Origin of the sequence: Pseudomonas sp. St316 (genome assembly GCF_018325905.1) — a bacterium.
Classification (GTDB): Bacteria; Pseudomonadota; Gammaproteobacteria; order Pseudomonadales; family Pseudomonadaceae; genus Aquipseudomonas.
In genome coordinates this window covers 111,669-138,111 of the sequence record NZ_AP021901.1, presented here as the reverse complement: position 1 = coordinate 138,111, position 26,443 = coordinate 111,669, and the positions used below count along the sequence as shown (strand labels likewise).

Annotated in this window: 24 protein-coding genes and 1 pseudogene; 17 read left to right on the top strand and 8 right to left on the bottom strand. The window is 58.6% G+C overall.

The window, feature by feature from the left end; all coding sequences use genetic code 11:
* Nucleotides 1-61: 61 nt before the first annotated feature.
* Nucleotides 62-2,931: pseudogene (locus KI237_RS00650) on the bottom strand (putative bifunctional diguanylate cyclase/phosphodiesterase).
* A gap of 261 nt (nt 2,932-3,192) precedes the next feature.
* Here KI237_RS00650 and uvrD point away from each other — a divergent pair.
* From uvrD to KI237_RS00635, 3 genes are all read left to right on the top strand, one after another.
* Nucleotides 3,193-5,376, top strand: a complete 2,184-nt coding sequence (gene uvrD, locus KI237_RS00645) for a DNA helicase II (protein WP_212798376.1) — start codon at nt 3,193-3,195, stop codon at nt 5,374-5,376.
* A 305-nt stretch (nt 5,377-5,681) separates the two neighbouring features.
* On the top strand, nt 5,682-6,554 hold the full coding sequence (locus KI237_RS00640) for a Tim44 domain-containing protein (protein ID WP_212798375.1): 873 nt from the start codon (nt 5,682-5,684) through the stop codon (nt 6,552-6,554).
* A 140-nt stretch (nt 6,555-6,694) separates the two neighbouring features.
* On the top strand, nt 6,695-7,102 hold the full coding sequence (locus KI237_RS00635) for an SMI1/KNR4 family protein (protein ID WP_003187120.1): 408 nt from the start codon (nt 6,695-6,697) through the stop codon (nt 7,100-7,102).
* A 13-nt stretch (nt 7,103-7,115) separates the two neighbouring features.
* Here KI237_RS00635 and KI237_RS00630 read toward each other — a convergent pair whose 3' ends face one another.
* Nucleotides 7,116-8,879, bottom strand: a complete 1,764-nt coding sequence (locus KI237_RS00630; RefSeq protein WP_212798374.1) for a cation:proton antiporter — start codon at nt 8,877-8,879, stop codon at nt 7,116-7,118.
* 281 nt (nt 8,880-9,160) lie between these two features.
* On the opposite strand from KI237_RS00630, the gene KI237_RS00625 reads away from it, so the two are divergent.
* A complete protein-coding gene (locus tag KI237_RS00625; protein WP_212800527.1) occupies nt 9,161-9,646 on the top strand; it encodes an acyl-CoA thioesterase in 486 nt (161 codons plus the stop codon).
* 130 nt (nt 9,647-9,776) lie between these two features.
* Here the strand turns inward: KI237_RS00625 and KI237_RS00620 are convergent, their stop codons facing one another.
* Nucleotides 9,777-10,427: a hypothetical protein gene (locus KI237_RS00620; protein WP_053189503.1), complete on the bottom strand. Its 651-nt coding sequence runs from the start codon at nt 10,425-10,427 to the stop codon at nt 9,777-9,779.
* A 373-nt stretch (nt 10,428-10,800) separates the two neighbouring features.
* On the opposite strand from KI237_RS00620, the gene coxB reads away from it, so the two are divergent.
* From coxB to KI237_RS00600, 4 genes are all read left to right on the top strand, one after another.
* Nucleotides 10,801-11,928, top strand: a complete 1,128-nt coding sequence (coxB, locus tag KI237_RS00615) for a cytochrome c oxidase subunit II (RefSeq protein ID WP_212798373.1) — start codon at nt 10,801-10,803, stop codon at nt 11,926-11,928.
* Between the two features lie 82 nt (nt 11,929-12,010).
* Entirely contained in the window at nt 12,011-13,603 is a 1,593-nt protein-coding gene (gene ctaD / locus KI237_RS00610) for a cytochrome c oxidase subunit I (RefSeq protein ID WP_024778458.1), read from the top strand.
* Between the two features lie 121 nt (nt 13,604-13,724).
* Nucleotides 13,725-14,276, top strand: coding sequence for a cytochrome c oxidase assembly protein (locus tag KI237_RS00605; protein ID WP_212798372.1), 552 nt, complete (start codon nt 13,725-13,727; stop codon nt 14,274-14,276).
* 24 nt (nt 14,277-14,300) lie between these two features.
* Nucleotides 14,301-15,188, top strand: coding sequence for a cytochrome c oxidase subunit 3 (locus tag KI237_RS00600; RefSeq protein ID WP_212798371.1), 888 nt, complete (start codon nt 14,301-14,303; stop codon nt 15,186-15,188).
* Between the two features lie 7 nt (nt 15,189-15,195).
* Here KI237_RS00600 and KI237_RS00595 read toward each other — a convergent pair whose 3' ends face one another.
* Nucleotides 15,196-15,399: a twin transmembrane helix small protein gene (locus KI237_RS00595; protein ID WP_212798370.1), complete on the bottom strand. Its 204-nt coding sequence runs from the start codon at nt 15,397-15,399 to the stop codon at nt 15,196-15,198.
* 70 nt (nt 15,400-15,469) lie between these two features.
* On the opposite strand from KI237_RS00595, the gene KI237_RS00590 reads away from it, so the two are divergent.
* From KI237_RS00590 to KI237_RS00550, 9 genes are all read left to right on the top strand, one after another.
* Nucleotides 15,470-16,207: an SURF1 family protein gene (locus KI237_RS00590; protein ID WP_212798369.1), complete on the top strand. Its 738-nt coding sequence runs from the start codon at nt 15,470-15,472 to the stop codon at nt 16,205-16,207.
* Entirely contained in the window at nt 16,173-16,766 is a 594-nt protein-coding gene (locus KI237_RS00585) for a PA_0111/PP_0108 family redox-active disulfide protein (protein WP_212798368.1), read from the top strand. The genes KI237_RS00590 and KI237_RS00585 overlap by 35 nt, the downstream gene beginning before the upstream one ends.
* A gap of 10 nt (nt 16,767-16,776) precedes the next feature.
* Nucleotides 16,777-17,856 carry a COX15/CtaA family protein gene (locus KI237_RS00580; protein WP_212798367.1) on the top strand — a complete coding sequence of 360 codons (1,080 nt, stop codon included), beginning with the start codon at nt 16,777-16,779 and terminating at the stop codon, nt 17,854-17,856.
* Nucleotides 17,844-18,743, top strand: a complete 900-nt coding sequence (gene cyoE, locus KI237_RS00575; protein WP_212798366.1) for a heme o synthase — start codon at nt 17,844-17,846, stop codon at nt 18,741-18,743. Before KI237_RS00580 ends, cyoE begins: the two co-directional genes overlap by 13 nt.
* Nucleotides 18,740-19,375 carry an SCO family protein gene (locus tag KI237_RS00570; RefSeq protein ID WP_212798365.1) on the top strand — a complete coding sequence of 212 codons (636 nt, stop codon included), beginning with the start codon at nt 18,740-18,742 and terminating at the stop codon, nt 19,373-19,375. The genes cyoE and KI237_RS00570 overlap by 4 nt, the downstream gene beginning before the upstream one ends.
* Nucleotides 19,376-20,115: 740 nt before the next feature.
* Nucleotides 20,116-20,478 carry a DUF6124 family protein gene (locus KI237_RS00565; RefSeq protein ID WP_212798364.1) on the top strand — a complete coding sequence of 121 codons (363 nt, stop codon included), beginning with the start codon at nt 20,116-20,118 and terminating at the stop codon, nt 20,476-20,478.
* A gap of 322 nt (nt 20,479-20,800) precedes the next feature.
* On the top strand, nt 20,801-22,246 hold the full coding sequence (locus KI237_RS00560; RefSeq protein WP_212798363.1) for an SIR2 family protein: 1,446 nt from the start codon (nt 20,801-20,803) through the stop codon (nt 22,244-22,246).
* A 2-nt stretch (nt 22,247-22,248) separates the two neighbouring features.
* Nucleotides 22,249-22,716 carry a TIR domain-containing protein gene (locus KI237_RS00555; RefSeq protein WP_212798362.1) on the top strand — a complete coding sequence of 156 codons (468 nt, stop codon included), beginning with the start codon at nt 22,249-22,251 and terminating at the stop codon, nt 22,714-22,716.
* Between the two features lie 19 nt (nt 22,717-22,735).
* A complete protein-coding gene (locus KI237_RS00550; protein ID WP_212798361.1) occupies nt 22,736-23,314 on the top strand; it encodes a toll/interleukin-1 receptor domain-containing protein in 579 nt (192 codons plus the stop codon).
* 174 nt (nt 23,315-23,488) lie between these two features.
* On the opposite strand, the gene KI237_RS00545 is transcribed toward KI237_RS00550, so the two are convergent.
* The 4 genes from KI237_RS00545 to KI237_RS00530 are packed head-to-tail and all read right to left on the bottom strand — an operon-like array spanning nt 23,489 to nt 26,381.
* Nucleotides 23,489-24,154 carry a uracil-DNA glycosylase gene (locus KI237_RS00545; protein WP_212798360.1) on the bottom strand — a complete coding sequence of 222 codons (666 nt, stop codon included), beginning with the start codon at nt 24,152-24,154 and terminating at the stop codon, nt 23,489-23,491.
* Entirely contained in the window at nt 24,151-25,287 is a 1,137-nt protein-coding gene (locus tag KI237_RS00540) for a nucleoside triphosphate pyrophosphohydrolase family protein (RefSeq protein WP_212798359.1), read from the bottom strand. Before KI237_RS00540 ends, KI237_RS00545 begins: the two co-directional genes overlap by 4 nt.
* Nucleotides 25,288-25,290: 3 nt before the next feature.
* Nucleotides 25,291-25,917: an Nmad2 family putative nucleotide modification protein gene (locus KI237_RS00535; protein ID WP_212798358.1), complete on the bottom strand. Its 627-nt coding sequence runs from the start codon at nt 25,915-25,917 to the stop codon at nt 25,291-25,293.
* Complete coding sequence (locus tag KI237_RS00530; protein WP_249410680.1) at nt 25,917-26,381, bottom strand: TIR domain-containing protein; 465 nt, start codon at nt 26,379-26,381, stop codon at nt 25,917-25,919. Before KI237_RS00530 ends, KI237_RS00535 begins: the two co-directional genes overlap by 1 nt.
* Nucleotides 26,382-26,443: the final 62 nt, after the last annotated feature.

Below are 26,443 nucleotides of genomic sequence, written 5' to 3'. Positions count from 1 at the left end.
TACATCCCATAACTTCCCGTCAGGCCGTTTCGTTGCCTGACGGGAATGCTCCTGATCAACTTCAACCCAAGTATTGCGCCCGCAACAACTCCGCCAACCCCTCAGCCTCCACCGGCCGGCTGATCAGATACCCTTGAACCTCATCGCAACGTTCATTCCTGAGGAACTCGAGTTGCTCCCGCCGCTCAACGCCCTCGGCCACAACCTTGAGCGACAACCCATGAGCCATTGCAATGATTGCCCGGGTAATTGCCGCATCCACGCTGCCCTCGCCCAACCCACGAATGAATGCCTGGTCGATTTTCACGTAATCCACCGGGATACGCTTGAGGTAACTCAGCGATGAGTAACCGGTACCAAAATCGTCGATCGCCAGCTTGACCCCAAGATCACGCAATTGCTGGAACGTGGCGATGATGTGTTCAACGCTGTCGAGCAACTGGCTCTCGGTCAACTCCAGCTCCAGGTATTCGGGAGCCAGACCGGTTTCTTCCAGTACCTGCCGAACCAGACTGACCAGCTTGCCCTGGCGCAATTGATGCACCGACAGATTGACGGACACCCTGATCGGCGCGAGCCCTTGGCGTTGCCATTCGCATGCCTGCCAACAAGCCTGGCGCAATACGAATTCACCAATCGGCCCGATCAACCCTGTCTCTTCGGCCAGGCCAATGAAATCCCCCGGCGGCACCCGGCCCATGGCCGGATGATCCCAACGCACCAACGCCTCGGCGGCGTTCAGGCGACCGGTTGCCAGGCACAGTTTTGGCTGATAAAAAACCTTCAGTTGCTGCTCTTCCAGAGCCTTGCGCAGCTGATTCTCCAGTTGCAGGCGCTCCAGCGTGCTGGCCTGGAGGCTGTCGGTGTAGAACTGGAAATTGTTGCCCCCAAATGCTTGGCATGTTGCATGGCCATGTTCGCCTGGCTGACCAGCATGGCAACTTCCCGCGTGTTGTCGGGCAACAGGCTGATGCCGATCGAGGCACTGAGCACCAGTTCATGGCCTTCTATCGTCAGCGGCACACGCAGCTTGGCGGCCAGTCGGGTCGCCACCCGCGCCAGGCTCGAAAGGTTGCCATAGGCATCGAACAACACCGCAAACTCATCGCCCGATAGCCGGGCGATGGTATCCGCCTCGGGCAGCGCATTGATCAGGCGTCGTGCCATTTTCTGCAACAACTGGTCGGCGATGTCATGGCCGAGGCTGTCGTTGAGCAACTTGAAACGGTCCAGGTTGATATGCAGCAACGCCAGGCTGCGCCGTCCGCCTTGGCGCACACGCTGATGAGCTTCGTGCAGGCGCTCACGAAACAGCGAGCGATTGGCCAGCCCGGTCAATTCGTCGTAATGGGTCAGGTAGCGCATCCGCTCTTCGGATTCGCGTCGCGCCGAAAGATCGGCGAAGAAGCCCACTATATGGCTGACATTTCCCCGAGCATTGCGTACGACGTTCAGTTGCAGCCATTGCGGATACAACTCGCCATTGGCCCGCGCCTCCACCAACTCACCCTGCCAGGTGCCGTGTTGCTTGAGCGCTTGGCGGATGATGGGGTAATGCCGGCGCGCGTCGCGACTGCACGGCAGGTCCACCACGTTGCGCCCAAGCATGTCATCGATATTGAAACCGGTGACCCGCGTGAACGCCTGATTGGCAGCGAGTAGCACGTAGTGGGGGTCGAAAATCACGATACCTTCGCTGGCGGCTTCGAACACCGTGGCCGCCAGTTGCCGTTGCTGCTCAAGTTCCTTGCTGGCGCTGATGTCTCGCCGGGTGCCGACCATACGCAGCACCCGTCCGTTCACGCTGCGCTCCACGGCCCGACCGCGGTCTTCGATCCAGACCCAGTGGCCATCGCCGTGACGCACACGGTATTCAATCTGGTAATCCTCGCTGCGGCCCTTGAGATGTTCGACCAAAGCCCGCTTGAGCGCCGGCAGATCCTGAGGGTGCAGGCGCGGAGTGAGGTGAGTGAGCATCGCCGTGATGTATTCGGGCTCCAGGCCGAAGAGCTCCTTGAGCTGAGTGTGATGAACTTCGTCAGTCTGCAGGTTCCAATCCCACAACCCCAGCTCACTGGCCTTGAGCGCCAGGGCCAGACGCGCCTCACTCTTGCTCAACGCCTGGCTGGCGACTTCCAGTTCAAGACCGCGCTGCGCTACCCGCGCCTCGAGGCCAACCTGGGCCGCCCGCAGTTTTTCCTCCGCGCAACGGCGTTGCTCGACCTCCCGGGCCAGCGCGTCGTTGAGCTGGGCGCTGCGGGTTTGTGCTTGCTGCAGATGTTCTATCAGCGCCTGGTTCTGGAAGCGTCGCAACAGGCCACTCTGGATCAAGCGGTTGACTTGCCAGGCAACCACGCTCAGCGAGACCAGCACAATCAGCCCAAGCCAGCCCCACCCGCGTTGCTGCTCATCGCCGCCCCAGAAGAGATAGCCGATGGCCGGTAACAGGCAGGGCAAGGTAAAAGACAGGAATGCAGGCAGACTCACGGCGTAGGCCACGCTGGCCGACAGCGCGGCCGCGCCAATCAGGCCGAACACCCAGGCCTGCTGCTGGAAGCTGTCGGCAGGCACCAGCGCGATACCCGCCCCAGCCAGCGTCAGACCGGTCATCGCCGAGCCCAGCAAGAACATGCGCAACCAGATCGGGTGCGCCTGGCGGCTCGGCATCGCCGAATCGAAAGCCGCCACCTGGATCACCCGTAAGGCCACCAGCGACAACAACCAGACGAGCCAGACGCTGACCAGGAAATAGCGCCGTGGCTCCCATAACAGCGCGGCGCAGACCAGACCGTTGAGCAACATGAACAGCGTAGGCAGCAGCGAGCCTTGATACAGCAGACGTGTGCGCTCGACCGCCATCTCCGTGGCGTACTGCTTATAGATGACCCGCGGTTCCACACAGGGGCGCGCCGGATCTGGATTGAGGGTCATTGGCACCGTTCTTGTTCTTATTCAGTGGAGCATGGAGAACCTGAAGCGAGCACCGAGCATACACAAGCCATGGGCCATCCCACACTGCCCCAGCTCTAAAAAACACTGAAAAAGTCGCTGTTTCATTGGGTCGAACCCCTCCTGAGCGAGCCCAGACAATGGCTGTAGCCTGTGACCCACCGGTCATCCACAACCGGTCTTTTATCGGCTGATGCAAAGCTCGGTTTGCCCGGGGGTGACGTCGCACCCTAGAATGCCCCGATGCGCGATGATCTCTCCCTTCTGCTGAACTCCCTCAACGATGCCCAACGTCAGGCCGTAGCGGCCTCCGTGGGTCGTCAGTTGGTCCTGGCCGGTGCCGGTTCCGGTAAAACCCGAGTGCTGGTGCACCGTATCGCCTGGTTGATCCAGGTCGAGAACGCCTCGCCCCATTCGATCCTGTCGGTGACGTTCACCAACAAGGCCGCGGCCGAGATGCGCCATCGCATCGAGCAACTGATGGGCATCAACCCGGCCGGCATGTGGGTCGGCACGTTCCACGGCCTGGCGCACCGTTTGTTGCGGGCGCATTGGCAGGAAGCCGGGCTGAGCCAGACCTTCCAGATCCTGGACAGCGACGACCAGCAGCGCCTGGTCAAGCGGGTGATCCGCGAGCTGGGCCTGGACGAACAGCGCTGGCCCGCTCGCCAGGCCCAATGGTTCATCAACGGCCAGAAAGACGAAGGCCTGCGCCCGCAGCACATCCAGGCCAGTGGCGACCTGTTCCTGGCGACCATGCGCAGCATCTACGAAGCCTACGAGGCGGCGTGCCAGCGTGCTGGAGTCATCGACTTCTCCGAGCTGCTGCTACGGGCGCTGGACCTGTGGCGCGACCACCCAGGCCTGCTGGCCCATTACCAGAAGCGCTTCCGGCATGTCCTGGTGGACGAATTCCAGGACACCAACGCCGTGCAATATGCCTGGTTGCGCCTGCTCGCCAAGGGCGGCGACAGCCTGATGGTGGTGGGTGACGACGACCAGTCGATCTACGGCTGGCGCGGCGCCAAGATCGAGAACATTCACCAGTACTCGGCGGACTTTCCCGACGCCGAAGTCATCCGTCTGGAACAGAACTACCGCTCCACCGCCGGTATCCTCAAGGCCGCCAACGCCCTGATCGCCAACAATACCGGGCGCCTGGGCAAGGAATTGTGGACCGACGGCGGCGAAGGCGAAGCGATCAACCTCTATGCCGCCTTCAACGAGCACGACGAAGCCCGCTACGTGGTGGAAACCATCGAGAGCGCGCTGAAAACCGGCCTGGCCCGCAGCGATATCGCCATCCTGTATCGTTCCAACGCCCAGTCGCGGGTGCTGGAAGAGGCGTTGCTGCGCGAACGGATCCCGTACCGCATCTACGGCGGCCAGCGCTTCTTCGAGCGCGCCGAAATCAAGAACGCCATGGCCTACCTGCGCCTGATCGAAGGGCGCGGCAACGACGCGGCCCTGGAGCGGGTGATCAACGTGCCGACGCGGGGCATTGGCGAAAAAACCGTCGAAGCCATTCGTGATCACGCCCGCCACAGCCACGTGTCCATGTGGGAAGCCATGCACCAACTGGTCGCCAACAAAGGCATGACCGGTCGCGCCGCTGGCGCCCTGAAGGCCTTCATGGACCTGATCGAAGACCTGGCCGCCAAGTGCGGGGAAATGCCGCTGCACTTGATGACCCAGACGGTCATCGAGCAGTCCGGCCTGATCGCCTACCACGAAGCGGAAAAAGGCGAGAAAGGCCAGGCCCGGGTGGAAAACCTCGAGGAACTGGTCAGCGCCGCGCGCAACTTCGAGAACACTGAAGAAGACGCGGACCTGTCGCCGCTTGCGGCCTTCCTGGGCCACGCCTCTCTGGAGGCCGGTGACACCCAGGCGGACGAGCATGAAGACAGCATCCAGCTGATGACCCTGCACAGCGCCAAGGGCCTGGAATTCCCCTACGTGTTCCTCGTAGGCATGGAGGAAGGCCTGTTCCCTCACAAGATGAGCCTGGAAGAACCGGGACGCCTGGAAGAGGAACGGCGCCTGGCCTATGTCGGTATCACCCGCGCCATGCAGAACCTGGTACTGACCTACGCCGAAACCCGACGTCTGTATGGCAGTGAGACCTACAACAAGGTGTCGCGCTTCGTACGTGAAGTACCGAAGGGCCTGATCCAGGAAGTGCGGCTGTCCAACAGTGTCAGCCGTCCGTTCGGTGGTGGCCAGCAGCAAAGCACCAGCAGCCTGTTCGGCGGCAGCGACATCCCGGAAACCGGCTTCAGCCTCGGCCAGACCGTACGGCATTCGGTATTCGGCGACGGCGTGATCCTCAACTTCGAGGGTGCCGGCGCCCAGGCGCGGGTGCAGGTGAACTTCAGCGAAGGCAGCAAGTGGCTGATGCTGGGGTATGCCAAGCTGGAAGCAATCTAAAGATTTGCATAGAACCCTGTGGGAGCGAGCTTGCTCGCGATAGCGCTGGATCTGTCAATATTGATGCTGACTGACACACCGCTATCGCGAGCAAGCTCGCTCCCACAGTTTGTTCGTTGGACGCCGAAGTATTTCCGATAGAACTTGTTCCCCTTTCCTACAGCCCAAAGCGAACAAGCCTTCTTGCACAGCCGAAGCTGAACCTAAGCTGTCACGCAAAAGCCCGAAACACTCTGTCGCTAGCCAGCAACAGTTCAGCTGTGCAACATGGCGCGCGTGCTATCCACAAATGGGAATGCCTTTATATGAAACGTTTTCTTAGCATCGCCATGGCGTTGTGCATCGGCCTGACGATGGCCATCGACGCCAATGCCGCCAAGCGCTTTGGCGGTGGTAAAAGCTCGGGCGCTGCCCCGACTCACCAGACCAGCCAGATGGCGCCGTCCTCTGCCGCCGGGTCCACTGCTGCCACCGCAGGCGCGGCCGGTGCCGCAGGCGCAGCCACCAAGGCCAGCGGTGCTTCGCGCTGGCTCGGCCCCCTGGCCGGCATCGCCGCCGGTGGCCTGCTCGCCTCCATGTTCATGGGCGACGGCTTCCAGGGCATGCAGTTCTTCGACATCCTGATCATGGCGGTCATCGCCTTCCTGGCCTTCCGCTTCTTTGCCGCCCGTCGTCGCAAGCAGCAGGAGCAACTCGCTCCGGCCGGCGCGCCGATGCAGCGTGAAGTGTTCAACCAGCAGCCCGCCAGTGGTTCGATCTTCGGTGGCTCGGCAGCGCCTGTGGCCGCCCGTCCGGTCATCAATGCGCCGGCCTGGTTCAACGAGCAACGCTTCATCGAAGCCGCGCGCAGCCACTTCATGTCCCTGCAGCAACATTGGGACGCGAATGAAATGGACAAGATCTCCGAATTCGTGACCCCGCAACTGCTGGAGTTCCTCAAGCGCGAGCGGGCCGAGCTGGGTGATGGCTTCCAGTCCACTTACATCGATAACCTGCACGTGCAACTGGACGGCGTCGACGATCGCGCCGACAAGACCATCGCCACCCTGACCTTCAGCGGTGTGTCGAAGGATTCTCGCTTCGACAAGGGCGAAGCGTTCAGCGAAAGCTGGAACATGGAACGTGCCCAGGGCGATGACCAACCTTGGCTGGTGGCCGGTATCCGCCAGAACGGTTGAACCTTTGCCCGTTTTGCATGTTGAAATAAAAGAACCCCGGCTCAGGCCGGGGTTTTCTATTTCACAGTTGCATCTATAGCGAGCTACTGTATAAACCGCTCCATATAAAACCGCGCCATCGAGAAAGAGGATCCCCGGACGTGGAAGAAATCATCGAACAATTGCGTGAAGCCAACGAGCCCGTACCGGTCCCGCTGGAGTTGCCCGACGAAGACTTGCTGGTAGAGATCGAAGAGCAGCTGTTCATCGATATCCCATTCGTCTTCAGGGAGTTTTTGCTGACCGTCAGCGATGTCGTCTATGGCAGCCTGGAACCGGTGACCGTCACCGATCCACAATCCCACACCTACCTGCCGGATGTGGCCGCCAATGCCTGGGATGCCGGTGTCGACCGCAGCCTGATCCCGATCTGCCAGGACGGCGACGATTATTATTGCGTCGAAGAGGACGGCACGGTGGTGTTGTGGCAGGCCGAAGAAGAACTGATCGCCGAAGAAACCTGGGAATCGGTCTGGCACTGGGCGCGGGATGTCTGGCTGGAAAGCTGAGCCCCACGGCCGGTCAATGCCCGGACGATTCATCGTGATTGTCCAGGGTTTCAAGCAAGGCCACCTGCATCCGCGTATGCAGGCGGATGAACCAGCGCCAGAGCAATGCCACCACGGCAGTCGCCACCACGGCGATCAGTATGAGCAACTTGTTGGTCGGCAGAATGCTGGCCGACAAGGCTGCCAATAGCAGGAAAATCACCAGCAACGAGAGAATCGGGATCACTTCGGCGATCACCCGACGCACACGCTGGGTGTGGCGGCCAGCCATCTGCGGCTTCACGCCCATCTCCGCCAGCAGCATCGACAGCGCCTTGAGCTTGCGATAGGCGGCGATCAGGAACGGTAGCGACAGCAGCAACGCCCCACCCCAGACCAATGCTTTCTGCCAGCTCGGGTCGCTGATCCACGCTTGCAGGTAAGCCGACATGCGCTCGGCGAAATAACCACCCGAGACAAAAATCGCAATCACCAGCGCCAGGTTGACCCCGACCTGCAGCAAGATCCGCCTGATCATCGACGCCACCATCACCCCTTCGCCATGAGGCTGGATGCTGCGCAGCCATTCGCCATACATCCCCAGTACGCGCGTCAGCCGTTGCGGCATGACCGTCGCCAACTTGACGGACAGCGGGTCGGCGGCTCGAATCAGGTAGGGCGTGAGCAGTGTGGTCAACACCGAGACGGCGACCGCGACCGGATAGAGGAAATCACTGGTGACCTGCAGGGTCATCCCCAATGCTGCGATGATGAAGGAGAATTCGCCGATCTGCGAAAGGCCCATCCCAACGCGCAGCGAGGTGCGTCCGTCGTTGCCGGCAATAAAGGCACCGAGGCCGCAGGACAACATCTTGCCGAGTACCACTGCGCCCGTGATCACCGCAATCGGCCAGGCGTACTGCAGCAATATCGCCGGATCGAGCATCAGCCCGATGGCGACGAAGAAAATCGCGCTGAACAGATCACGCACCGGCTCCACCAGCCGCTCGATTTTCAGCAGTTGCCGGGACTCGGCCATGATCGCACCGATCAGAAACGCCCCCAACACCATGCTGTATTCCAGCTTCACCACCAGCAGACAGAAGCCGAAGCACAGGCCCAGTACGGTAATCAGCAGCATTTCGTTGCTGTCGAACTTCGCCACGTAGGCCAGCACCCTCGGCACCAGCACAATACCGATGACCAACGCGACGATCATGAACAACGACAACTTGCCGACCGTGGAAAACACCTCGCCGGGGCTCACGGTGCCGCTGACGGCAATGCTCGACAGCAAGGCGATGATGCCAATACCGAGGATGTCCTCGACGATCAACACCCCAAAAATCAGCTGCGCGAAACGCTCGTTCTTCATCTTCAGGTCGTTGAGGGCCTTGACGATGATGGTGGTGGAGGAAATGGCCAGGATCGCGCCGAGGAACAGCGAGTCCATGGTGCTCCACTCGAACCAGCGGCCGATTTCATAACCGATCCAGATCATCAGCACGATTTCGAGAAACGCCGCGATGAACGCCGTGGCCCCGACCTTGAACAGTTTGCGCAGGCTGAACTCCAGGCCCAGGCAAAACATCAGGAAGATCACCCCAAGCTCGGCCAGGGTCTTGATCGTGTCTTCGTCGTGGATAAAACCGAACGGCGGCGTATGCGGGCCAATGATGAAGCCGGCCACAATGTAGCCCAATACCACCGGTTGCTTGAAACGATGAAAGAGTACGGTTACCAGCCCCGCCGCCATCATGATGAACGCCAAGTCTTGAATGAAACTGATGGCATGCATGTCGGGGCTCCCTGTTCAAAATGACGCACTGCAGAGCTGGAGAAATCCGTTTCGTCTGTAGGAATTGCCCTCGCAACGGGCTTTTGAAGGGTAACACCGCGACTTCCGACAAAAAGACGGTGCAATATATGGAAACAGATCCATCGGCGCGTGACGGCAACCACAGGCGCAGCGTCCCGATATCGGTGGGTTTAAAACCTGGTGACCTGTTCGCAGGGCACGACTCCCCAGCACCCGCAGAGGTGCACTCCCGAATGACTGCCTTGAACCGTGAGTACGTTATGGAACCCGGAAACGCCCAGCTGTCGATGACGGTGTTGATGACCCCCGATATGGCCAACTTCTCTGGCAATGTCCATGGCGGCACCTTGCTCAAATACCTCGACGAAGTCGCCTACGCCTGCGCCAGCCGTTACGCCGGGCGCTACGTGGTGACCTTGTCGGTTGACCAGGTGATCTTTCGTGAGCCGATTCATGTCGGCGAGTTGGTGACCTTCCTCGCATCGGTGAACTACACCGGCAACACGTCGATGGAAGTGGGCATCAAAGTCGTGACCGAAAATATTCGCGAACGCTCGGTGCGCCACACCAACAGTTGCTTCTTCACCATGGTTGCGGTGGATGACCTACGTAAACCCACAGCCGTGCCGCCCTTGCAGCCGCAAAACAGCGAAGCAAAACGCCGCTACGAACAAGCCCAGCAACGTCGGCAGATTCGCCAGGAACTGGAGCGACGCTACCAGGAGATCAAGGCGGACGGGCCTTAATCAGCCACTCAAAAAAATGTGGGAGCGAGCCTGCTCGCGATTGCATTGGATCAGTCGACATAGACGTTGACTGCCCAACCACTATCGCGAGCAAGCTTGCTCCCACAGGGTTACCTGGTTTCCTGCTGGATCAGGCCGCCGGCTGATCCAGTTCCAGCCCAACGCCCAACTGGCGCGACAGGCAAGGCCAGCGCTTCCAGGCAGCGCCCGTGTCCGGGCTGCCCAATTTCTCCCGGTAAGACTCCACCGACTCCAGCGCGAAGCTGTCTTCGTCGAGCATTTCATCCACGGCGTGATGCACGGCTTCATCCAGCTGGTTGGCGAATGGTTCGCCGATCAAATGGTGAGCGATCAGGTTGGCGACCGTCATATCCAGCGGGATTAGCGGCTGGCTGAAGTGCTTGATATACAGATCGTTGACTTCCTCCACCAGCCGGTGGGCCAGGTAGGCTTCGTCCAGGAGGCTGTCCAGGCCAACGTGGCCGTCCATCAGCTTCGGTGGCTGAAGAAAAAACTGTTCGGCGATTTTCAGCACCGGTTTGATCTGCGATTCGATACCGGCTTCGCGGGCCACCTCGTTGGCGGCGTCCAGCAGGTCCGGCACTTGCTCGATGTAGGCGGTAACAAAACGGGTCATGACGCCCTTCGCGTCGATGTCTGGCAATTGGATCGCGGCATGCAGATGCGGTAACTGGGCCTCCAGTTGGCGGGTCAATTGGCCGGTCTCGGCTTCGTGTTGTTGGGCTTTTTGGATCTGCTCGCGCAATGCGGCGGTGTTCATGACAACTCCAGGAAACAAAGGCAATGAAATAGGGAAGACATAACTTAGCTGGCGCAAAAACACTCCTAAGACCTATTTTTCATAACCGCCCCTTCCTTGCTACGTCACAGTTATATCGGTTTGCCATCACTCAGTTCGCATCCTTCTCCATTCGTGGGCTCTAGCGCAAGCCCCGGCTGTTTCAAACGATTTACGCCATCGCGTTGCGAGGTTGCAGGTGCTGTCTATACTCGGTTTGGAATGGAGTTAGCTGATGACACCCGATTGCATGTGCAGCAAGGCGCGGCGAGTCAAGTAAGCAGTCTGAGATAGCCGATCCCTTGCCGCAGGCTTTACGCCTACGGGATAACAAGAACGATAAGGGGAACCCGCAATGACGCGACATCCACACGTATGGATGGGCCTCCTGTTGTGGTCGATTTTCAGCCAGGCACAAGCGGCCTGGACTGTGAATATGGCGCCTGGAGCGACACAGATCAGCCACGCAGTGTTCGACCTGCACATGACCATCTTCTGGATCTGTGTAGTCATCGGCATCATCGTCTTCGGCGCCATGTTCTGGTCGATGATGATGCACCGCCGCTCAACCGGCCAGAATGCGGCCCACTTCCACGAAAACACCCGCGTCGAGATCCTCTGGACGATCGTGCCTTTCGTGATCCTGGTCGCCATGGCGATTCCTGCCACCGCCACGCTGATCAAGATGTACGACTCCAGCGAGTCGGACATCGATATCCAGATCACCGGCTATCAATGGAAGTGGCACTACAAGTACCTGGGCCAGGACGTCGAGTTCTTCAGCAACCTGACGACCCCCGCCGAACAAATCCATAACCAGAGCGCCAAGGGCGAGCACTACCTGCTGGAGGTCGACAAGCCGCTGGTGCTGCCGGTCGATGCCAAGGTGCGCTTTCTGGTGACCTCCGCCGACGTCATCCACTCCTGGTGGGTGCCGGCCTTCGCGGTCAAGCGCGATGCGATTCCCGGGTTCGTCAACGAAGCCTGGACCCGCGTCGACAAGCCCGGCATCTATCGCGGCCAATGCGCCGAGCTGTGCGGCAAGGACCACGGGTTCATGCCCATCGTGGTCGAGGTCAAGAGCAAGCCCGACTACGAGAAATGGCTGGGCGAACGCAAGGCCGAAGCCGCGCAGCTCAAGGAGCTGACCAGCAAGGAATGGACCCTGGACGAACTCAAGGAACGTGGCGACAAGATCTACCACACCACCTGCGTGGCCTGTCACCAGGCCGAGGGCCAGGGCCTGCCACCGATGTTCCCGGCCCTCAAGGGTTCGAAGATCGCCACCGGGCCCAAGGCCGATCACTTGAGCCTGGTCTTCCATGGCAAGCCCGGCACCGCCATGGCCGCGTTCGGCAAGCAATTGTCGGAAGTCGATATCGCCGCCGTCGTGACCTATGAACGCAACGCCTGGGGCAACAACAAGGGCGACATGGTCACGCCTAAAGAAGTGCTGGAACTCAAACAGGCAGAAAGCAAATGAGCCGGCCTGACGTGTGTTTCCGCAACCGGTCGGGGCTGATTGCCCCGTGCCGTCCAGCCCATTCGTTCGAAGGAGACAGGACATGAGTGCTGTGATCGATGACCACGGTCATGCCGGCGCCGACCACGCCCACGGCCCCGCCAAGGGCCTGATGCGCTGGGTACTGACCACCAACCACAAGGATATCGGCACGCTGTACCTGTGGTTCGCGTTCTCCATGTTCCTGCTCGGCGGCTCGTTCGCCATGGTGATCCGCGCCGAGCTGTTCCAGCCCGGCCTGCAGATCGTGGAGCCGGCGTTCTTCAACCAGATGACCACCATGCATGGCCTGGTGATGGTCTTCGGTGCGGTGATGCCGGCCTTCGTCGGCCTCGCCAACTGGATGATCCCGCTGATGATCGGCGCGCCGGACATGGCCCTGCCGCGCATGAACAACTTCAGCTTCTGGCTGTTGCCGGCGGCGTTCCTGCTACTGGTCTCGACCTTGTTCACCGCCGGGGGCGGGCCGAATTTCGGCTGGACCTTCTATGCGCCGCTGTCCACCACCTATGCGCCGGAAAGCGTGACGTTCTTCATCTTTGCCATCCACCTGATGGGCATCAGCTCGATCATGGGCGCGATCAACGTGATCGCCACCATCCTCAACCTGCGCGCCCCCGGCATGACCCTGATGAAAATGCCGCTGTTCGTCTGGACCTGGCTGATCACCGCGTTCCTGCTGATCGCGGTGATGCCGGTGCTGGCCGGCTGCGTGACGATGATGCTGATGGACATCCACTTCGGCACCAGCTTCTTCAGTGCCGCCGGCGGCGGTGACCCGGTGCTGTTCCAGCATGTGTTCTGGTTCTTCGGCCACCCCGAGGTGTACATCATGATCCTGCCGGCCTTCGGCGCCGTCAGCTCGATCATCCCGGCCTTCTCGCGCAAGCCGTTGTTCGGCTACACCTCGATGGTCTACGCCACGGCCGCCATTGCGTTCCTGTCGTTCATCGTCTGGGCGCACCACATGTTCGTGGTCGGCATCCCGCTGGTGGGCGAGCTGTTCTTCATGTACGCGACCCTGCTGATCGCCGTGCCCACCGGGGTGAAGGTGTTCAACTGGGCCAGCACCATGTGGCAAGGCTCGCTGACCTTCGAAACGCCGATGCTGTTTGCCGTGGCGTTCGTGATCCTGTTCTCCATCGGTGGTTTCTCCGGGTTGATGCTGGCCATCGCCCCGGCGGACTTCCAGTACCAGGACACCTACTTCGTGGTCGCACACTTCCACTATGTGCTGGTGCCCGGCGCGATCTTCGGGATCTTCGCCTCGGCCTACTACTGGCTGCCGAAATGGACCGGCCACATGTACGACGAAACCCTCGGAAAGCTGCACTTCTGGCTGTCGTTCATCGGGATGAACATGGCGTTCTTCCCGATGCACTTCGTCGGCCTGGCGGGCATGCCCCGGCGTATCCCCGACTACAACCTGCAGTTCGCCGACTTCAACATGGTCTCGTCCATCGGCGCGTTCATGTTCGGCACCACGCAGATCTTCTTCCTGTTCATCGTGATCAAGACCATCCGTGGCGGCCCGCCCGCACCGGCCAAGCCGTGGGATGGGGCTGAAGGGCTGGAGTGGAGCGTGCCGTCGCCGGCGCCTTATCACACCTTCACGACGCCGCCGGAAGTGAAATAGATGACACAGGGAGCCCCTGTGGGAGCGAGCTTGCTCGCGATGGCGGTGTACCTGATACACCGCGCTGCCTGCATCGCGAGCAAGCTCGCTCCCACAGGGTTCTTGGTGAGGACTGGACACCATGGCTGACTCGATTTCGCTGAAGAAACTGGTCACCCGCCTGCTGATCGTGGTGGTGGCGATGTTCATCTTCGGTTTTGCCCTGGTGCCGATCTACGACGTGATGTGCAAGGCGTTCGGCATCAACGGCAAGACCGCCGGGCAGTACGAAGGCGAGCAAGTGGTCGATGAGTCGCGGCAGGTGCGCGTGCAGTTCGTGTCGACCAATTCGGTGGACATGCCCTGGGACTTCTACCCCAAGGGCGAACAACTGGTGGTGCGACCGGGCGCGGTGAACGAGATGGTCTTCGTCGCCCACAACCCCACCAACCGGCCCATGAGTGCCCAGGCCGTGCCGAGCATCGCGCCGAGCACTGCGGCGGCGTATTTCCACAAGACCGAATGTTTCTGTTTTACCCAGCAAGTGCTGCAACCCGGCGAACGCATCGAAATGCCCATGCGCTTCATCGTCGACCGGGACATGCCCAAGGAAGTGAAGCACCTGACGCTGTCCTACACGCTGTTCGATATCACCGCTCGTCATCCACCGGTGGCTCTAAACACTGACCGATAGCGTGCCCGATAAGGAGAACAATAAATGGCAACTCATGAACACTATTACGTTCCGGCCCAAAGCAAATGGCCGATCATCGCCACGGTCGGGATGTTCGTCACGGTGTATGGCCTGGCGACCTGGTTCAACGACCTGAAGGCCGCGCGACCGGAATCCCATGGCCCGCTGATCTTCTTCGTCGGCGGCCTGCTGGTGGCCTACATGCTGTTCGGCTGGTTCGGCGCGGTGATCAAGGAAAGCCGCGCCGGGCTGTACAGCCCGCAGCTCGACCGCTCGTTCCGCTGGGGCATGAGCTGGTTCATCTTTTCCGAAGTGATGTTCTTCATCGCCTTCTTCGGCGCGCTGTTTTATGTGCGGCACATCTCGGCGCCGGCCCTGGCGGGTGAAGGCGCCAAAGGCCTGGCCCACATGCTCTGGCCGAACTTCCAGTACGCCTGGCCCTTGCTGAACAACCCCGACCCGAAACTCTTCCCAGCGCCCAAGGAGGTCATCAGCCCCTGGGGCTTGCCACTGCTCAACACCGTGCTGCTGGTCAGTTCCAGCGTCACCGTCACCATCGCCCACCACGCCCTGAAAAAAGGCCATCGCGGTGCCTTGAAACTCTGGCTGGCGATCACCGTGCTGCTGGGCTGCGCCTTCCTGAGCTTCCAGGCCGAGGAATACATCCACGCCTACAAGGAACTGGGCCTGACCCTGGGCTCCGGCGTCTACGGCGCGACCTTCTTCATGCTCACCGGTTTCCACGGCGCCCACGTCACCATCGGCACGATCATCCTGTTCGTCATGCTGATGCGGATCATGCGCGGGCACTTCGACAACGAGCACCAGTTCGGCTTCGAGGCGGCGAGTTGGTATTGGCACTTCGTCGACGTGGTGTGGATCGGCTTGTTCATCTTCGTCTACGTGCTCTGAGGCACGGCTACCAGGGCGCGTGAGACACCAACTGGCCGCTGAAAAAACCCCAGGCAACCAAGCCGACGGTGACAGCGGCCAGGCTGACCCGCACCGCCAGGGCGATGAGCAGGCGATTGGAGTCGCTGTCGTCCTTGACCAAAAAAAACAGGCCGCTGAACAGGCTGGTAACCGTGGCGATCAGCATCAGGACGATGGCTGCTTTTAGCATTAGGGACACTCCGGGGGGACGCGATGCACGTGAGTATAGCTATCCCGTTCGAGCACTTTCGGACGGCGCCATGAAAGGCTTCCGGCCAGGCCTCGTGCCGTCGCTGGTGGTGGCCGTGCTGGTGCCGGTGATGGTGTGCCTGGGGTTCTGGCAATTGAGCCGGGGCGAACAGAAGCGCGTGCTCATGGACAATTATGCCGAGCGCCGCGTGGCCCCACCGATGGACAGCAGCGAGCTGGCGCACACCAGCGATCCGGCCTTTCGACCGGTCACGCTGCAGGGCCAGTTCGACGTCGAGCACAGCATCCTGCTGGATAACCGCCAGCACGACGGCAAGGTCGGCGTCGAGTTGCTGCAACCGTTCCTCGACCACCGCACCGGGCTGTGGCTGCTGGTCAATCGCGGCTGGCTACCCTGGCCGGACCGGCGCACCCCGCCAGTCTTCAATACGCCGGAACAACCGGTGAGCCTCCAGGCCTGGGTCTACGTCGCCCCGGGCGCGACGTTCCAGCTCCACGCCGACCCGGCCGGCGCGCCTTGGCCGCGGCTGGTCACCGCTATCGAGCCGGACAAGCTCTGGGCCGAGCTGGGCCGCGACGGCTTCGCCTATGAATTACGCCAACAAAGCGGCCCCGGCGCCTACCGGACCGATTGGCCGGTGGTGGCCATGGGTCCGGAAAAACACTTGGGCTATGCCGTGCAGTGGTTCGCCATGGCGACGGCACTGTTCGGCCTGTTCCTTTATCTCGGATGGCACAACGCAGGGAGACACCATGGGAAGCACCATGAATCCAACCAACACGTCTGAGGCGCCCGTGGCGCACAACCGTCGCAAGGGACGTCTGCAATTGCTGCTGATCGTACTCGGGGTGGTCGGCCCGATGATCCTGGCCACCGGCATGTACAAATTCCAATTCTGGGTGCCCGACAGCCGCAGCTACCACGGCGAACTGATCGGCAACGGCCAGACCCGCGCCGAGATTGGCGTACAGGCCGATGAGCAGCGCTGGCAGATCCTGGTCACGGCGCCGCAGGAGTGCTCGGTGGATTGCCGGCAACTGGTGTACTTGGCCCGCCAGGTGCAGATCGGCCTGGGCCGCGACGCGTCTCGCGCCAGCCACGCCTTGGCCATTGCGCAACCTCTGGACGCCGACTATGACGCGCAACTGCAGCGTGAGTACCCGCAATTGCAACGCTACCCACTGGACCTGCCGGCCTATCAGAAAGGTGCCCAGGGCTCCGGCGGCGCGCAACTGTGGATCATCGACCCCCACAGCAACCTGGTATTGCGCTACGACGCCCGGGTCAAGGGCAAGGACCTGCTCAACGACCTGCGCCACCTGCTGAAACTGTCGAACATCGGATGAGGGCATCGACATGGCCAAACCTGGATTTCACCTCGCGCTGTTTGCCACGCTGCTGGCACTGATCGTCGTGCTGCTGGGCGCCTACACCCGGCTCACCCACGCCGGCCTCGGTTGCCCGGACTGGCCCGGTTGCTACGGTTTCATCAGCGTGCCCAAGAGCGAAGCCCAACTGGCCCATGCCGAGCTGCATTTCCCCGACACCCCGGTGGAAGCCCACAAGGGCTGGAACGAGATGGTCCATCGCTACTTCGCCGGGACCCTGGGGCTGTTGATTACCGTGCTGGCCGCCCGGGCCTGGATGAACCGTCGGCACCCCGGCCTGCCGTTGAAACTGCCGCTGTTCCTGCTGGCGGTGGTGTTCGCCCAAGCGGCATTCGGCATGTGGACCGTCACCCTCAAGCTCTGGCCGCAAGTCGTCACCGGGCATTTGCTCGGCGGCTTCGCCACCCTGAGCCTGCTGTTCCTGCTGACCTTGCGCTTGTCCGGCGTATTGCCGGCGCTGACCGTGCCCAAGCGCCTGCAACATTGGGCCACCGCCGGGTTGCTGCTGGTGATCGGCCAGATCGCCCTGGGCGGTTGGGTCAGCTCCAACTACGCCGCCGTGGCCTGCATCGACTTCCCCACCTGCCACGGCCAATGGCTGCCACCGGCCGATTTTGCCAACGGCTTCCACCTGACCCAGCACATCGGCCCCAACTACCTGGGCGGGCAACTGGACAGCGACGCCCGCACCGCCATCCACCTGACTCATCGCATCGGCGCACTGCTGGTGACCGTCGTACTGCTCGGGTTGGCCTGGCAGTTGAAAACCGTCGGCATGACCCGCCTGGCCGGCCTGGTGTTGGCCGCCCTGGCAGCGCAAATCACCTTGGGCATCAGCAACGTACTGTTCCACTTGCCGTTGCCGGTGGCCGTCGCCCACAACGCCGGGGGCGCGGCGCTGTTGCTGACCCTGGTGCTGGTCAATTATCACGCCCGGACCAGCCTGGTCCGGGTCAAGCATCAGGTCCCGCTGCGCTGGCGGTTCACCCCGCCTAAACACGGCGCCAGCCCCATAACAATAAAAGGAGAGATGCCATGGCAACCTTGACCGGTGAACGCCACAGCCAAGCGATCTGGCGCGATTACCTGGAACTGACCAAGCCCAAAGTGGTGGTGCTGATGCTCATCACCTCGCTGGTGGGCATGTTCCTCGCCACCCGCGCCGGCGTGCCGTGGACGGTGCTGGTATTCGGCAACCTGGGCATCGCCCTGTGTGCCGGCGGCGCAGCGGCGGTCAACCACGTGGTGGATCGGCGTATCGACGCGGTCATGGCGCGCACCCACAAGCGCCCACTGGCCGAGGGCCGGGTTTCCCCGGCGGCGGCCCTGACGTTCGCCTTGGCCCTGGCCGTGGCCGGGCAAGCGCTGCTGCTGGCCTTCACCAACCCACTGACCGCCTGGCTGACCCTGGCTTCCCTGTTGGGCTACGCAGTGGTCTACACCGGCTTCCTCAAACGGGCGACGCCACAGAACATCGTCATCGGCGGCCTCGCTGGCGCGGCGCCGCCACTGCTGGGCTGGGTGGCCGCCACCGGTCACGTCAGCGCCGAACCGCTATTGCTGGTGCTGATCATCTTCGCCTGGACCCCGCCGCACTTCTGGGCCCTGGCGATCCACCGCAAGGAGGAATACGCCAAGGCCGACATCCCGATGCTGCCGGTGACCCACGGCGAGCACTACACCAAGGTCCATATCCTGCTGTACACCCTGGTGCTGCTGGCGGTGAGCCTGATGCCATTCGTGATCCAGATGAGCGGCCTGCTCTACCTGGTGTGCGCGCTGGTACTCGGCGCCCGGTTCCTGCAATGGGCCGTAGTGTTGTACCGTGGCAGTCGGCCGCACGCGGCGATCAATACGTTCAAGTACTCTATCTGGTACCTGTTCCTGCTGTTCATCGCCCTGCTTGTAGATCACTACTTACTGTTGAGCCTATGACTCGAACCCAGAAAACCGTCTTCATCCTCGTGGCCGTGATCGCGCTGATCCTCGGCCTCACCATCAATAAGGTGCTGTCCGGCAAAGGCCAGGGCGACCCGACGGCGCTGATCGATGCCGGCATCATCCTGCTGCCCCAGAGCCGCAACCTGCCGGACGTGAAAATGACCGACCAGGACGGCCAGCCCGTAGTGATGGATGGTTTGAAAGACAAGTGGAGCCTGCTGTTCTTCGGCTACACCTTCTGCCCGGACATCTGCCCGACCACCCTCGCCCAACTGCGCCAGATCAAGAGCGAACTGCCGCCCGAGGCTGTGGATAAATTGCAGATCGTACTGGTGAGCGTCGACCCCAACCGCGACACACCCAAGCAGCTCAAACAATACCTGGGCTACTTCGATCCCCAATTCAAAGGCCTGACCGCGGCCTCCGTCGAAGACCTGCAAAAACTCGCCAATGCCGTGAGCATCCCGTTCATCCCGGCGGACACCAGCAAACCCAACTACACCGTCGACCACAGCGGCAACCTCGCCGTCATCGGCCCAGACGGCAAGCAACGCGGGTTCATCCGCGCGCCGTTGAATAATCAGAAATTGGTGGCGCAGTTGCCGGAGATGCTTAAGCGTAAATAAGGCCAAGGCGAGGCCCTGCCCGGGGCATCCACAGATACTGCATCCAACCCGCCTCCTGTGGGAGCGAGCTTGCTCGCGATGACGCCCGCCCAGACATCCCCCGTGGCGAGGGAGCTTGCTCCCGCTCGGCTGCGCAGCAGTCGCAAAACCAAACGATGCGGTTTGCCTGAAAAAATGCAGAGGCCTGCTGCGCAGGCCAGCGGGAGCAAGCTCCCTCGCCACAGGGGGTTGGGTGTCAGGAAATGGAAGATTGCCCTCGCGAGCAAGCTCGCCCCCACACCGGGCGGCGGTGAACACAATATCTGAAACAGCCTTCAATCCCTGTGGGAGCGAGCCTGCTCGCGATGAAATCCCCCCAATTCCAAAGCAAACCAAGCCACCCGCATCACCCAAAACACCTCCCTCCTACAGCCCCCACCTACACCCCCTATCAAGCTACGCATCCTTGCGCCTTTGCCTACAACTACGCCAGAATCCGCCCGCTTGTGCGCCTTGTCCCGGGGTTCTATTGTCTTCCTGCCACTGCCCATCAGTGGTCGGGTTTAGTAGCCCAGGAAATACACGGCGGTTGCACAGGTCTCATCAGTCGGGCATTTGCCTGCACTCGATGGTAGCTGTGCGCATGGCGCCCTCGGGCGCGCCGGGCTTTGTGTATTTCACCGGTCTACTAACTTGCGCACAGCTGCCACCATTTCGTTTAGTAGCGAGGCGGTTGCGGCCCTACTAACGGAAATATTCAAATGTTCAAAGCAACTCCAAATCCTCCAGAAGCAGACCCCACCCCACAATCCGCAAAATCCAAAGCCAAGCAGCAAGACGAAACCACCAAACGCGTGCTCGATCACTACTTGCTGCCGAAGCCGGATAAATCCCAAGACGACCCCAAACCGGGGCAGCTATTCACCGTCGTGAAAGGCCTCGACAACGAATGCTTGCTCGCCAACCTCAGCGAAACCCTGGCCTCGGCGGATGCCATGGTGAGTGAGCTGGCGTTTGATCTGGATGGGTCGAGGCGTCATATGGCGCTTGGGATTCAGCAGTTGATTGAGCTGAGCTCGTTGTTGGCGAATCGGGTGTTGGATAATGTGGAGCCGGGGCGGTAGGTCGACGCTTTCCAACGAAAAATCCGGCGTTCCGCGCCGGGTTTTGTTTTTCCGGCCCCAAAAGCAGCCAAGCAATATCTAGATATTTTGGAGATTTTTTCCAACCAATAACCCTTCTCCACATTCCAACCCTTTCCTCTAAGGGTAGGCCGCAAAACATCTGTCATCAGATGTTCGATGAAGCCATTAATGCAATAGCAACGACACAAATATTGCTGTACATCAACAAGGAGAGATTTTGTATTACGGCTACGTTGACACCGGCACATCTTAACGTAAGCTGGCCAGTGGCCATGCGGCTTCAACATGGAGGTTTTAGATTGTGACTAAAAAATTTTCACCTGAAATTGATGCGTTCATCAGAACGTACGTTAAAGATCTTGAGGATGGCGTAGCGGCGATATTCGCCGGTGCCGGCTTCTCTAAAAGTTGTGGCTTCGTAAACTGGAGCGAGCTGCTCAGCGAGATTGCCGAAGAACTGGGTCTCAAGGTTGAGTTGGAACACGATCTCATTTCTGTCGCGCAGTATCATGTCAACAAGAAGAACAGCTCGACCGGGCTGGCTCGGAAAATCCTCGAGGAATTTTCGGAACAGGCGGAACCTTCAGAAGCTCACAATATCGTGGCGCGGCTTCCGATCAGGACATACTGGACGACCAACTATGACACGCTGATTGAGGACAGCCTCAAAGCGAACTACCGTGTCGCAGATACAAAACGCAAGGTTGATGACCTCGTGACCACTCGCCCTAAACGAGACGCGGTCGTCTATAAGATGCATGGTGACGTGTCTTCGCCAGGTGCAGCCATCCTCTACAAATCCCAGTATGAGAAGTATCATAAAACCCATGAAGCCTTCGTAACGGCCCTTAGTGGGGACCTGATCTCAAAAACATTTCTATTTATTGGCTTCAGCTTCACGGACCCGAATCTCGACTATGTCCTGAGTCGACTGCACGTGCCGGATGATTACCGGCGAACCCACTACTGCTTTCTTCGCAAGGAACCTGCGGAGCCACAATGGAAAGAAGACGCAGACGCCGCGAAGTATCGACAGCGACGACAGGAGCACCATGTCCGCGATCTGTTGCGATTTGGAATCCAGGCGCTATTGGTCGATAACTATGAGGACATTCCGCTCATTCTGAAGGAGATCGAAAGTCGCTTCCTCAAGAAGACCATATTCATCTCAGGCAGCGCAGAGGAATATGGTACCTGGGACAAGCAAGAAGCCCTAAATTTTGTACACTCCCTCTCGGCCTCCTTGGTTAAAGGAGGTTATCGAGTCGTCAATGGATTTGGGTGGGGCATAGGTAGCGCAGTCATCAACGGAGCGCTCGATGCAATCTACGCCAGGCCTGAAAAGTACTCAGAGGACCAGCTCATCATGCGGCCGTTCCCGCAAGTCGCCTCGCATGGCCAAGACATCCAAGAACTGTGGCACGAGTATAGGCACCGCATGATTGGGCTTTCTGGTATTGCTCTGTTTATCTTCGGCAATAAGATCAACGACAACACCATTGTTAATGCTGGTGGCGTACGTATTGAGTTTTCTATCACCCAGGAGAAGGGAGGAATTGCATTACCTATTGGCGCGACCGGTTACATGGCCAAAGAGCTAGCTGACGAGATGCTAGCCAATCCCGCTGAACACTTTTCCCAGCACCCTTGGTTAGAGCAGGCACTAGCAAAGCTCGCAGATCCAGCAGTTGATCGTACCACTATCGAGAAACAAGTTCTGTCCATCATCAAGAAGCTTGGGGGTTAGGGATGAAGCGCAAGGTCTTTTATAGTTTCCACTTCGATAATGATGTGATGCGAGTGCAACAGATTCGCCAAATGGGCGCATTGGAAGGAGACGAACCCGTTAGCCCCAATACCTGGGAGCAGATTAAACGCACAGAAAAAGGGGTGAAAGACTGGATCGATCAGAATCTCAACGGAAAATCCTGTCTAGTGGTACTTATTGGTAGCCAGACAGCAGAACGTCCTTGGGTCAAATACGAGATTCAGCGTGCCTGGGAGCTCAATAAACCGGTCGTAGGCGTCTATATCCATAGGCTAAATTGCCCCCGAAATGGATATAGCTCGAAAGGTCCCAATCCCTTCGACAGTTTCACTTTTAGACGTAACGGCGTAGTAGTCAAACCACTGGTGTACGAGCCCAAGGCTAGCGATGCCTACGCTGACATCAAAGAAAATTTGGCGATCTGGATCGAAAACGCTATCAAGTTTTAGCTAATAGGAAATAAGACATATGGCCTTCTTCACCAAAAGCGAGGCGCGTGCGGCTGCGGCCGGGGCTCGTGGCTATCGCACGTCACAAGCTGTTCTGACCGAATCAATGGAGAACTATAAACCTCGCGAGGAGTTCGACATTTTTCTGTCTCATTCGATTGATGACTCTGACCTCGTCTTGGGGGTGATGCTGTTGCTACAAAAACAGGGCCTAAAGGTCTATGTGGATTGGGTCGTTGACAAAAAGCTGGACCGCAGCTGGGTGGACAAAGAGACCGCTGCAGTTCTGCGGGAACGAATGAAGTCTTCACGAGCCATGGTGTATATCGCCACTGACAACTCATCAGGATCGAAATGGATGCCTTGGGAGCTGGGCTTCTTTGATGGTCACAAACCTGGTCAAGTCGCAATCCTCCCGCTGCTGGACTCGGAGGGTCAAAGCTTTGAGGGGCAGGAATACCTTGGGTTATATCCGGTGGTAACTAAAAAACTGGAGAACTATGTCACGCATCATTTTGTGGAAGACCGAGGTAATCAGTGGAGCAATCTCAAGAGCTTTGCGCGCGGTGCTCCGTTGTGGCAACGCTACAGCCGATAGACCATATATAGATCCCTCACAAAATTAGATTCGATCCTTTAACCACTGCGTGCGCGTAACGTAGTGGTGAAGGTAGAAGCACGAATAACTGCAACGATGACCTAAAACCAAGTCAGAGAAGAGTACCAGACGGAATTAAACCGATAATCGCTTCGCTCTAAGAAGCGAAGCTCGTCAGAACAACGACGCGGAGCTCCTCATGGAGCTCCCATAGAGATCCGTGATCTGCTTCTGGAACTGGCTTTGCCCTCCGTAGCTAGGATGCCTCACGCAAACCACGGGTATCGAATCGGTGATGCGATGTGCCGCAGCGGCAGCATCGTTGCCAATCGCCACAATGCGCGAGGGCCCTAACAAGGCGATAAGCTGTTGAAGCAACTCTTCCCCTGCTCGCCTTTCACTGGCGTTGTGTTGCCGGTTTGTGAACGGATCTCCAGATTGATGCGGATGAAGAGGAAAGACATTCCAGAGAAATATACGAGCGTCAATTTGTTCAAGCATGTTCCATATGACCGCAGCAGTGCGTTCGGTCACAGCAGCACCTATAGTCGGCCGTTCATGGAGCAGATCAAGATTCCAACGTCTAACGTGCTCGCTTATGTGGACGTCGTCGGTCAGAGCTAACCCTGTACGACGCCCTCCGCGGTATCCGAGATCTCTCCCGATCCATATAGCGTCTACAGAGTCTTCGGATGCGCGACGCAACATGGCGGACAACGCGGCAGCACGACGCCGCGGCGCATCGCGCCGATCATGTATTTCGCAACGATCCGAATATGGATTGAAACAGTCCTCAAAACGCAGCGAAGCAACTGCATCAACAAACGGGTGAATTTTCATTTTTCAGACTCAAGCGGCATGTACGTTATGGTGCGTTCTTCTCGGTTGCCAATGATCCAACCGCCTTTATTCGTCTTAAGCTGACGAAACACAGCATAGCCATCCAAAATTGCTTTCTCCCAGAGCTTCAGCGGGCATTTTTCCACTTCGTAACCAACCACGAATTCACCAATTGTCTTAAGAAATTCAAGTGAAACCTTATCTTGGCTTTCGAAAAAATTCAGCTCCTTGGCTCTGGAAAATATCCAAGCCGAAAGCCCTTCCTCCACGACCATGGCGCGACCGCTATCCTGTTCTTCATCATACCTCGGATTACTCTTTCGCTTATGCTTGATGAGTGCCCGCGTCACAGGTGACCAGTGAAGAATTGCTGCATATGCGAAATGAAACACATCGTGGAACCGATAGCCATCTGGGTCGGCAATGTTGTCTGTCAGAGGGTCTCCTATGAATACTTCATTCCATTGGAGATAACTCTTACCACTTCCCCGCTGATTCACCCGGATCTTGAAGTTTCTAGGTAGCTGTTCTTCAACTCCAAACTCACTATCGAAATCAAGACCAACTAAATCCTCTACCTGCGGATACAAGAACGCACCACGGGCTTTCCGAAGATTTCCACGAGCTACCTCGGAAAATGCAAGCTTGGCCGCATACATCGCGTCTAGGTAGGCCCGTGCGAAAGAAATCAAATCAGCGGGAACAGGCGTATTTCCCAGTAAAGCTGCCGCTGCCTGCCCAAGGCGCACCAATGAGGAATCCAAGGAAGTAGTGGGGTCTACTGGCACAGCAATATAGGCTAACGCACCTTCGATTACGTCGCTTGCAGCCCCCACATTTCGGAAATTTCCGTGATTCGCGGCTTCCTTAAATATATCTTCAAGAGATATCTGCAGACGTCTGCATATTGCAGCAAAATACCAAAGAGTATCGCCAAACTCTTCTTCTGCGGCCTTCCTGAACCCAGGGTAAGCAGCCCCCTCTCGAACGTTTTTTTTGGCCGTAGCCATTATTCCGCCGACCTCTCCGTATAAACCCTGGAGAACAGAATTAAAGTCATTCGGATCAAGTACGTCGGTGGCAACAATTTCCGCAGTGTAATCTGAGAGCAGTAGGGAGCCTTCTTTTTTCATAGGTCACCTGCGAAGATTCAACCATTCGAATGGAGCAACCTGATAGCCATGCACACCAAAGCTACGAATCCATTTTTCAAAATCCCCAATCAGTTGTGCATCCGCGAAAGTAGTTAGCCCTATTCCTTTCTTACATAGATGGCGACCGTACCGATCTTTTAAATTATCGGGAAACTCAGGGCCACCACCCCCAAAATATACGAAGTCGTCGCTAATCAGTACCCTGTTAACTCTCGAATCACGAGCCACGTGATCTGGGTTGACCGAACCATCCGAACGGGAGTGAAACGAATCTCGCTGTTGCCAGCCCGCTCCATCCTCAGCCCTGAAATATATATTGTCTCCACAGCTTTGCTTCCGACTGCCATTTCGATATGGTTTCTTGGCTTCAAACCGAGGATCTAAGCAGTATTCATCAAATGTCATCGCTTCCGTTACACGCATTGCGTAAACGAGATGCCCGCCGAGTCGAACATTTCGGTCGTTACTTCCACTACCGACTACCCAATCGCCAATTTGAGCTGCTCGACGAATTCCGGGCTTGCAGGTCGCAAGCGTGCAGTAGTCGTAGAACGGATTGGGGGCGAAACCGCTGTCATACCGCACAACATAGGAATGGATACGAGACATCAACAGGGGTGCCTCTTCAGTGGCACCGGGTCACATACATCGCCATCAGGCTTTTCCCAAGAGTCCTTCCCGTTGATAGCATTAATAATGGCATCACCGTTCCACCCGACCAAAGCGTCTGCATACTCTTTTAGGGCCCTAGGGAGATCACATTCTTTCTCGCCATGCTCCCAAACACCAACAATGCGTTTTCCCTGTTTGGCGGCATATTCGATCTCCCAGTTAACCCAATCACTGTTCTGGGTTTGGGGGGAAATGTAGCAAATAAATACACCAGCCCAGTTTATAGCTGGCGCAAGAATCTGTGTCTTTATGTAGTTCTCATCAGTGGCATTATTGAATTTCCCCGTATGGATGGAGGAGTCTCTAATATCCATTCCTTTTGGAGCCAACAAATCCTTGAGTTTTTGTAGTCCATGATCATCCTTGTGAACATGGCTGATAAATACATTCCTTTTCTCCACCACCGGCCCCCCATTCCCTTAGCATGATTTGTCGCCAATCGGCCTCAATCCACGTCCATGGC

Coding starts and splice junctions, on each gene's coding strand:
- KI237_RS00640 (WP_212798375.1), top strand. CDS start 5,682: ATGAAACGTTTTCTTAGCATCGCCATGGCGTTGTGCATCGGCCTGACG.
- KI237_RS00545 (WP_212798360.1), bottom strand. CDS start 24,154: ATGAAAATTCACCCGTTTGTTGATGCAGTTGCTTCGCTGCGTTTTGAG.
- KI237_RS00570 (WP_212798365.1), top strand. CDS start 18,740: ATGACTCGAACCCAGAAAACCGTCTTCATCCTCGTGGCCGTGATCGCG.
- KI237_RS00605 (WP_212798372.1), top strand. CDS start 13,725: ATGGCTGACTCGATTTCGCTGAAGAAACTGGTCACCCGCCTGCTGATC.
- KI237_RS00620 (WP_053189503.1), bottom strand. CDS start 10,427: ATGAACACCGCCGCATTGCGCGAGCAGATCCAAAAAGCCCAACAACAC.
- KI237_RS00550 (WP_212798361.1), top strand. CDS start 22,736: ATGGCCTTCTTCACCAAAAGCGAGGCGCGTGCGGCTGCGGCCGGGGCT.
- KI237_RS00625 (WP_212800527.1), top strand. CDS start 9,161: ATGGAACCCGGAAACGCCCAGCTGTCGATGACGGTGTTGATGACCCCC.
- ctaD (WP_024778458.1), top strand. CDS start 12,011: ATGAGTGCTGTGATCGATGACCACGGTCATGCCGGCGCCGACCACGCC.
- KI237_RS00580 (WP_212798367.1), top strand. CDS start 16,777: ATGGCCAAACCTGGATTTCACCTCGCGCTGTTTGCCACGCTGCTGGCA.
- KI237_RS00535 (WP_212798358.1), bottom strand. CDS start 25,917: ATGTCTCGTATCCATTCCTATGTTGTGCGGTATGACAGCGGTTTCGCC.
- coxB (WP_212798373.1), top strand. CDS start 10,801: ATGACGCGACATCCACACGTATGGATGGGCCTCCTGTTGTGGTCGATT.
- cyoE (WP_212798366.1), top strand. CDS start 17,844: ATGGCAACCTTGACCGGTGAACGCCACAGCCAAGCGATCTGGCGCGAT.
- KI237_RS00540 (WP_212798359.1), bottom strand. CDS start 25,287: ATGAAAAAAGAAGGCTCCCTACTGCTCTCAGATTACACTGCGGAAATT.
- KI237_RS00630 (WP_212798374.1), bottom strand. CDS start 8,879: ATGCATGCCATCAGTTTCATTCAAGACTTGGCGTTCATCATGATGGCG.
- KI237_RS00585 (WP_212798368.1), top strand. CDS start 16,173: ATGGGAAGCACCATGAATCCAACCAACACGTCTGAGGCGCCCGTGGCG.
- uvrD (WP_212798376.1), top strand. CDS start 3,193: ATGCGCGATGATCTCTCCCTTCTGCTGAACTCCCTCAACGATGCCCAA.
- KI237_RS00565 (WP_212798364.1), top strand. CDS start 20,116: ATGTTCAAAGCAACTCCAAATCCTCCAGAAGCAGACCCCACCCCACAA.
- KI237_RS00600 (WP_212798371.1), top strand. CDS start 14,301: ATGGCAACTCATGAACACTATTACGTTCCGGCCCAAAGCAAATGGCCG.
- KI237_RS00590 (WP_212798369.1), top strand. CDS start 15,470: ATGAAAGGCTTCCGGCCAGGCCTCGTGCCGTCGCTGGTGGTGGCCGTG.
- KI237_RS00595 (WP_212798370.1), bottom strand. CDS start 15,399: ATGCTAAAAGCAGCCATCGTCCTGATGCTGATCGCCACGGTTACCAGC.
- KI237_RS00555 (WP_212798362.1), top strand. CDS start 22,249: ATGAAGCGCAAGGTCTTTTATAGTTTCCACTTCGATAATGATGTGATG.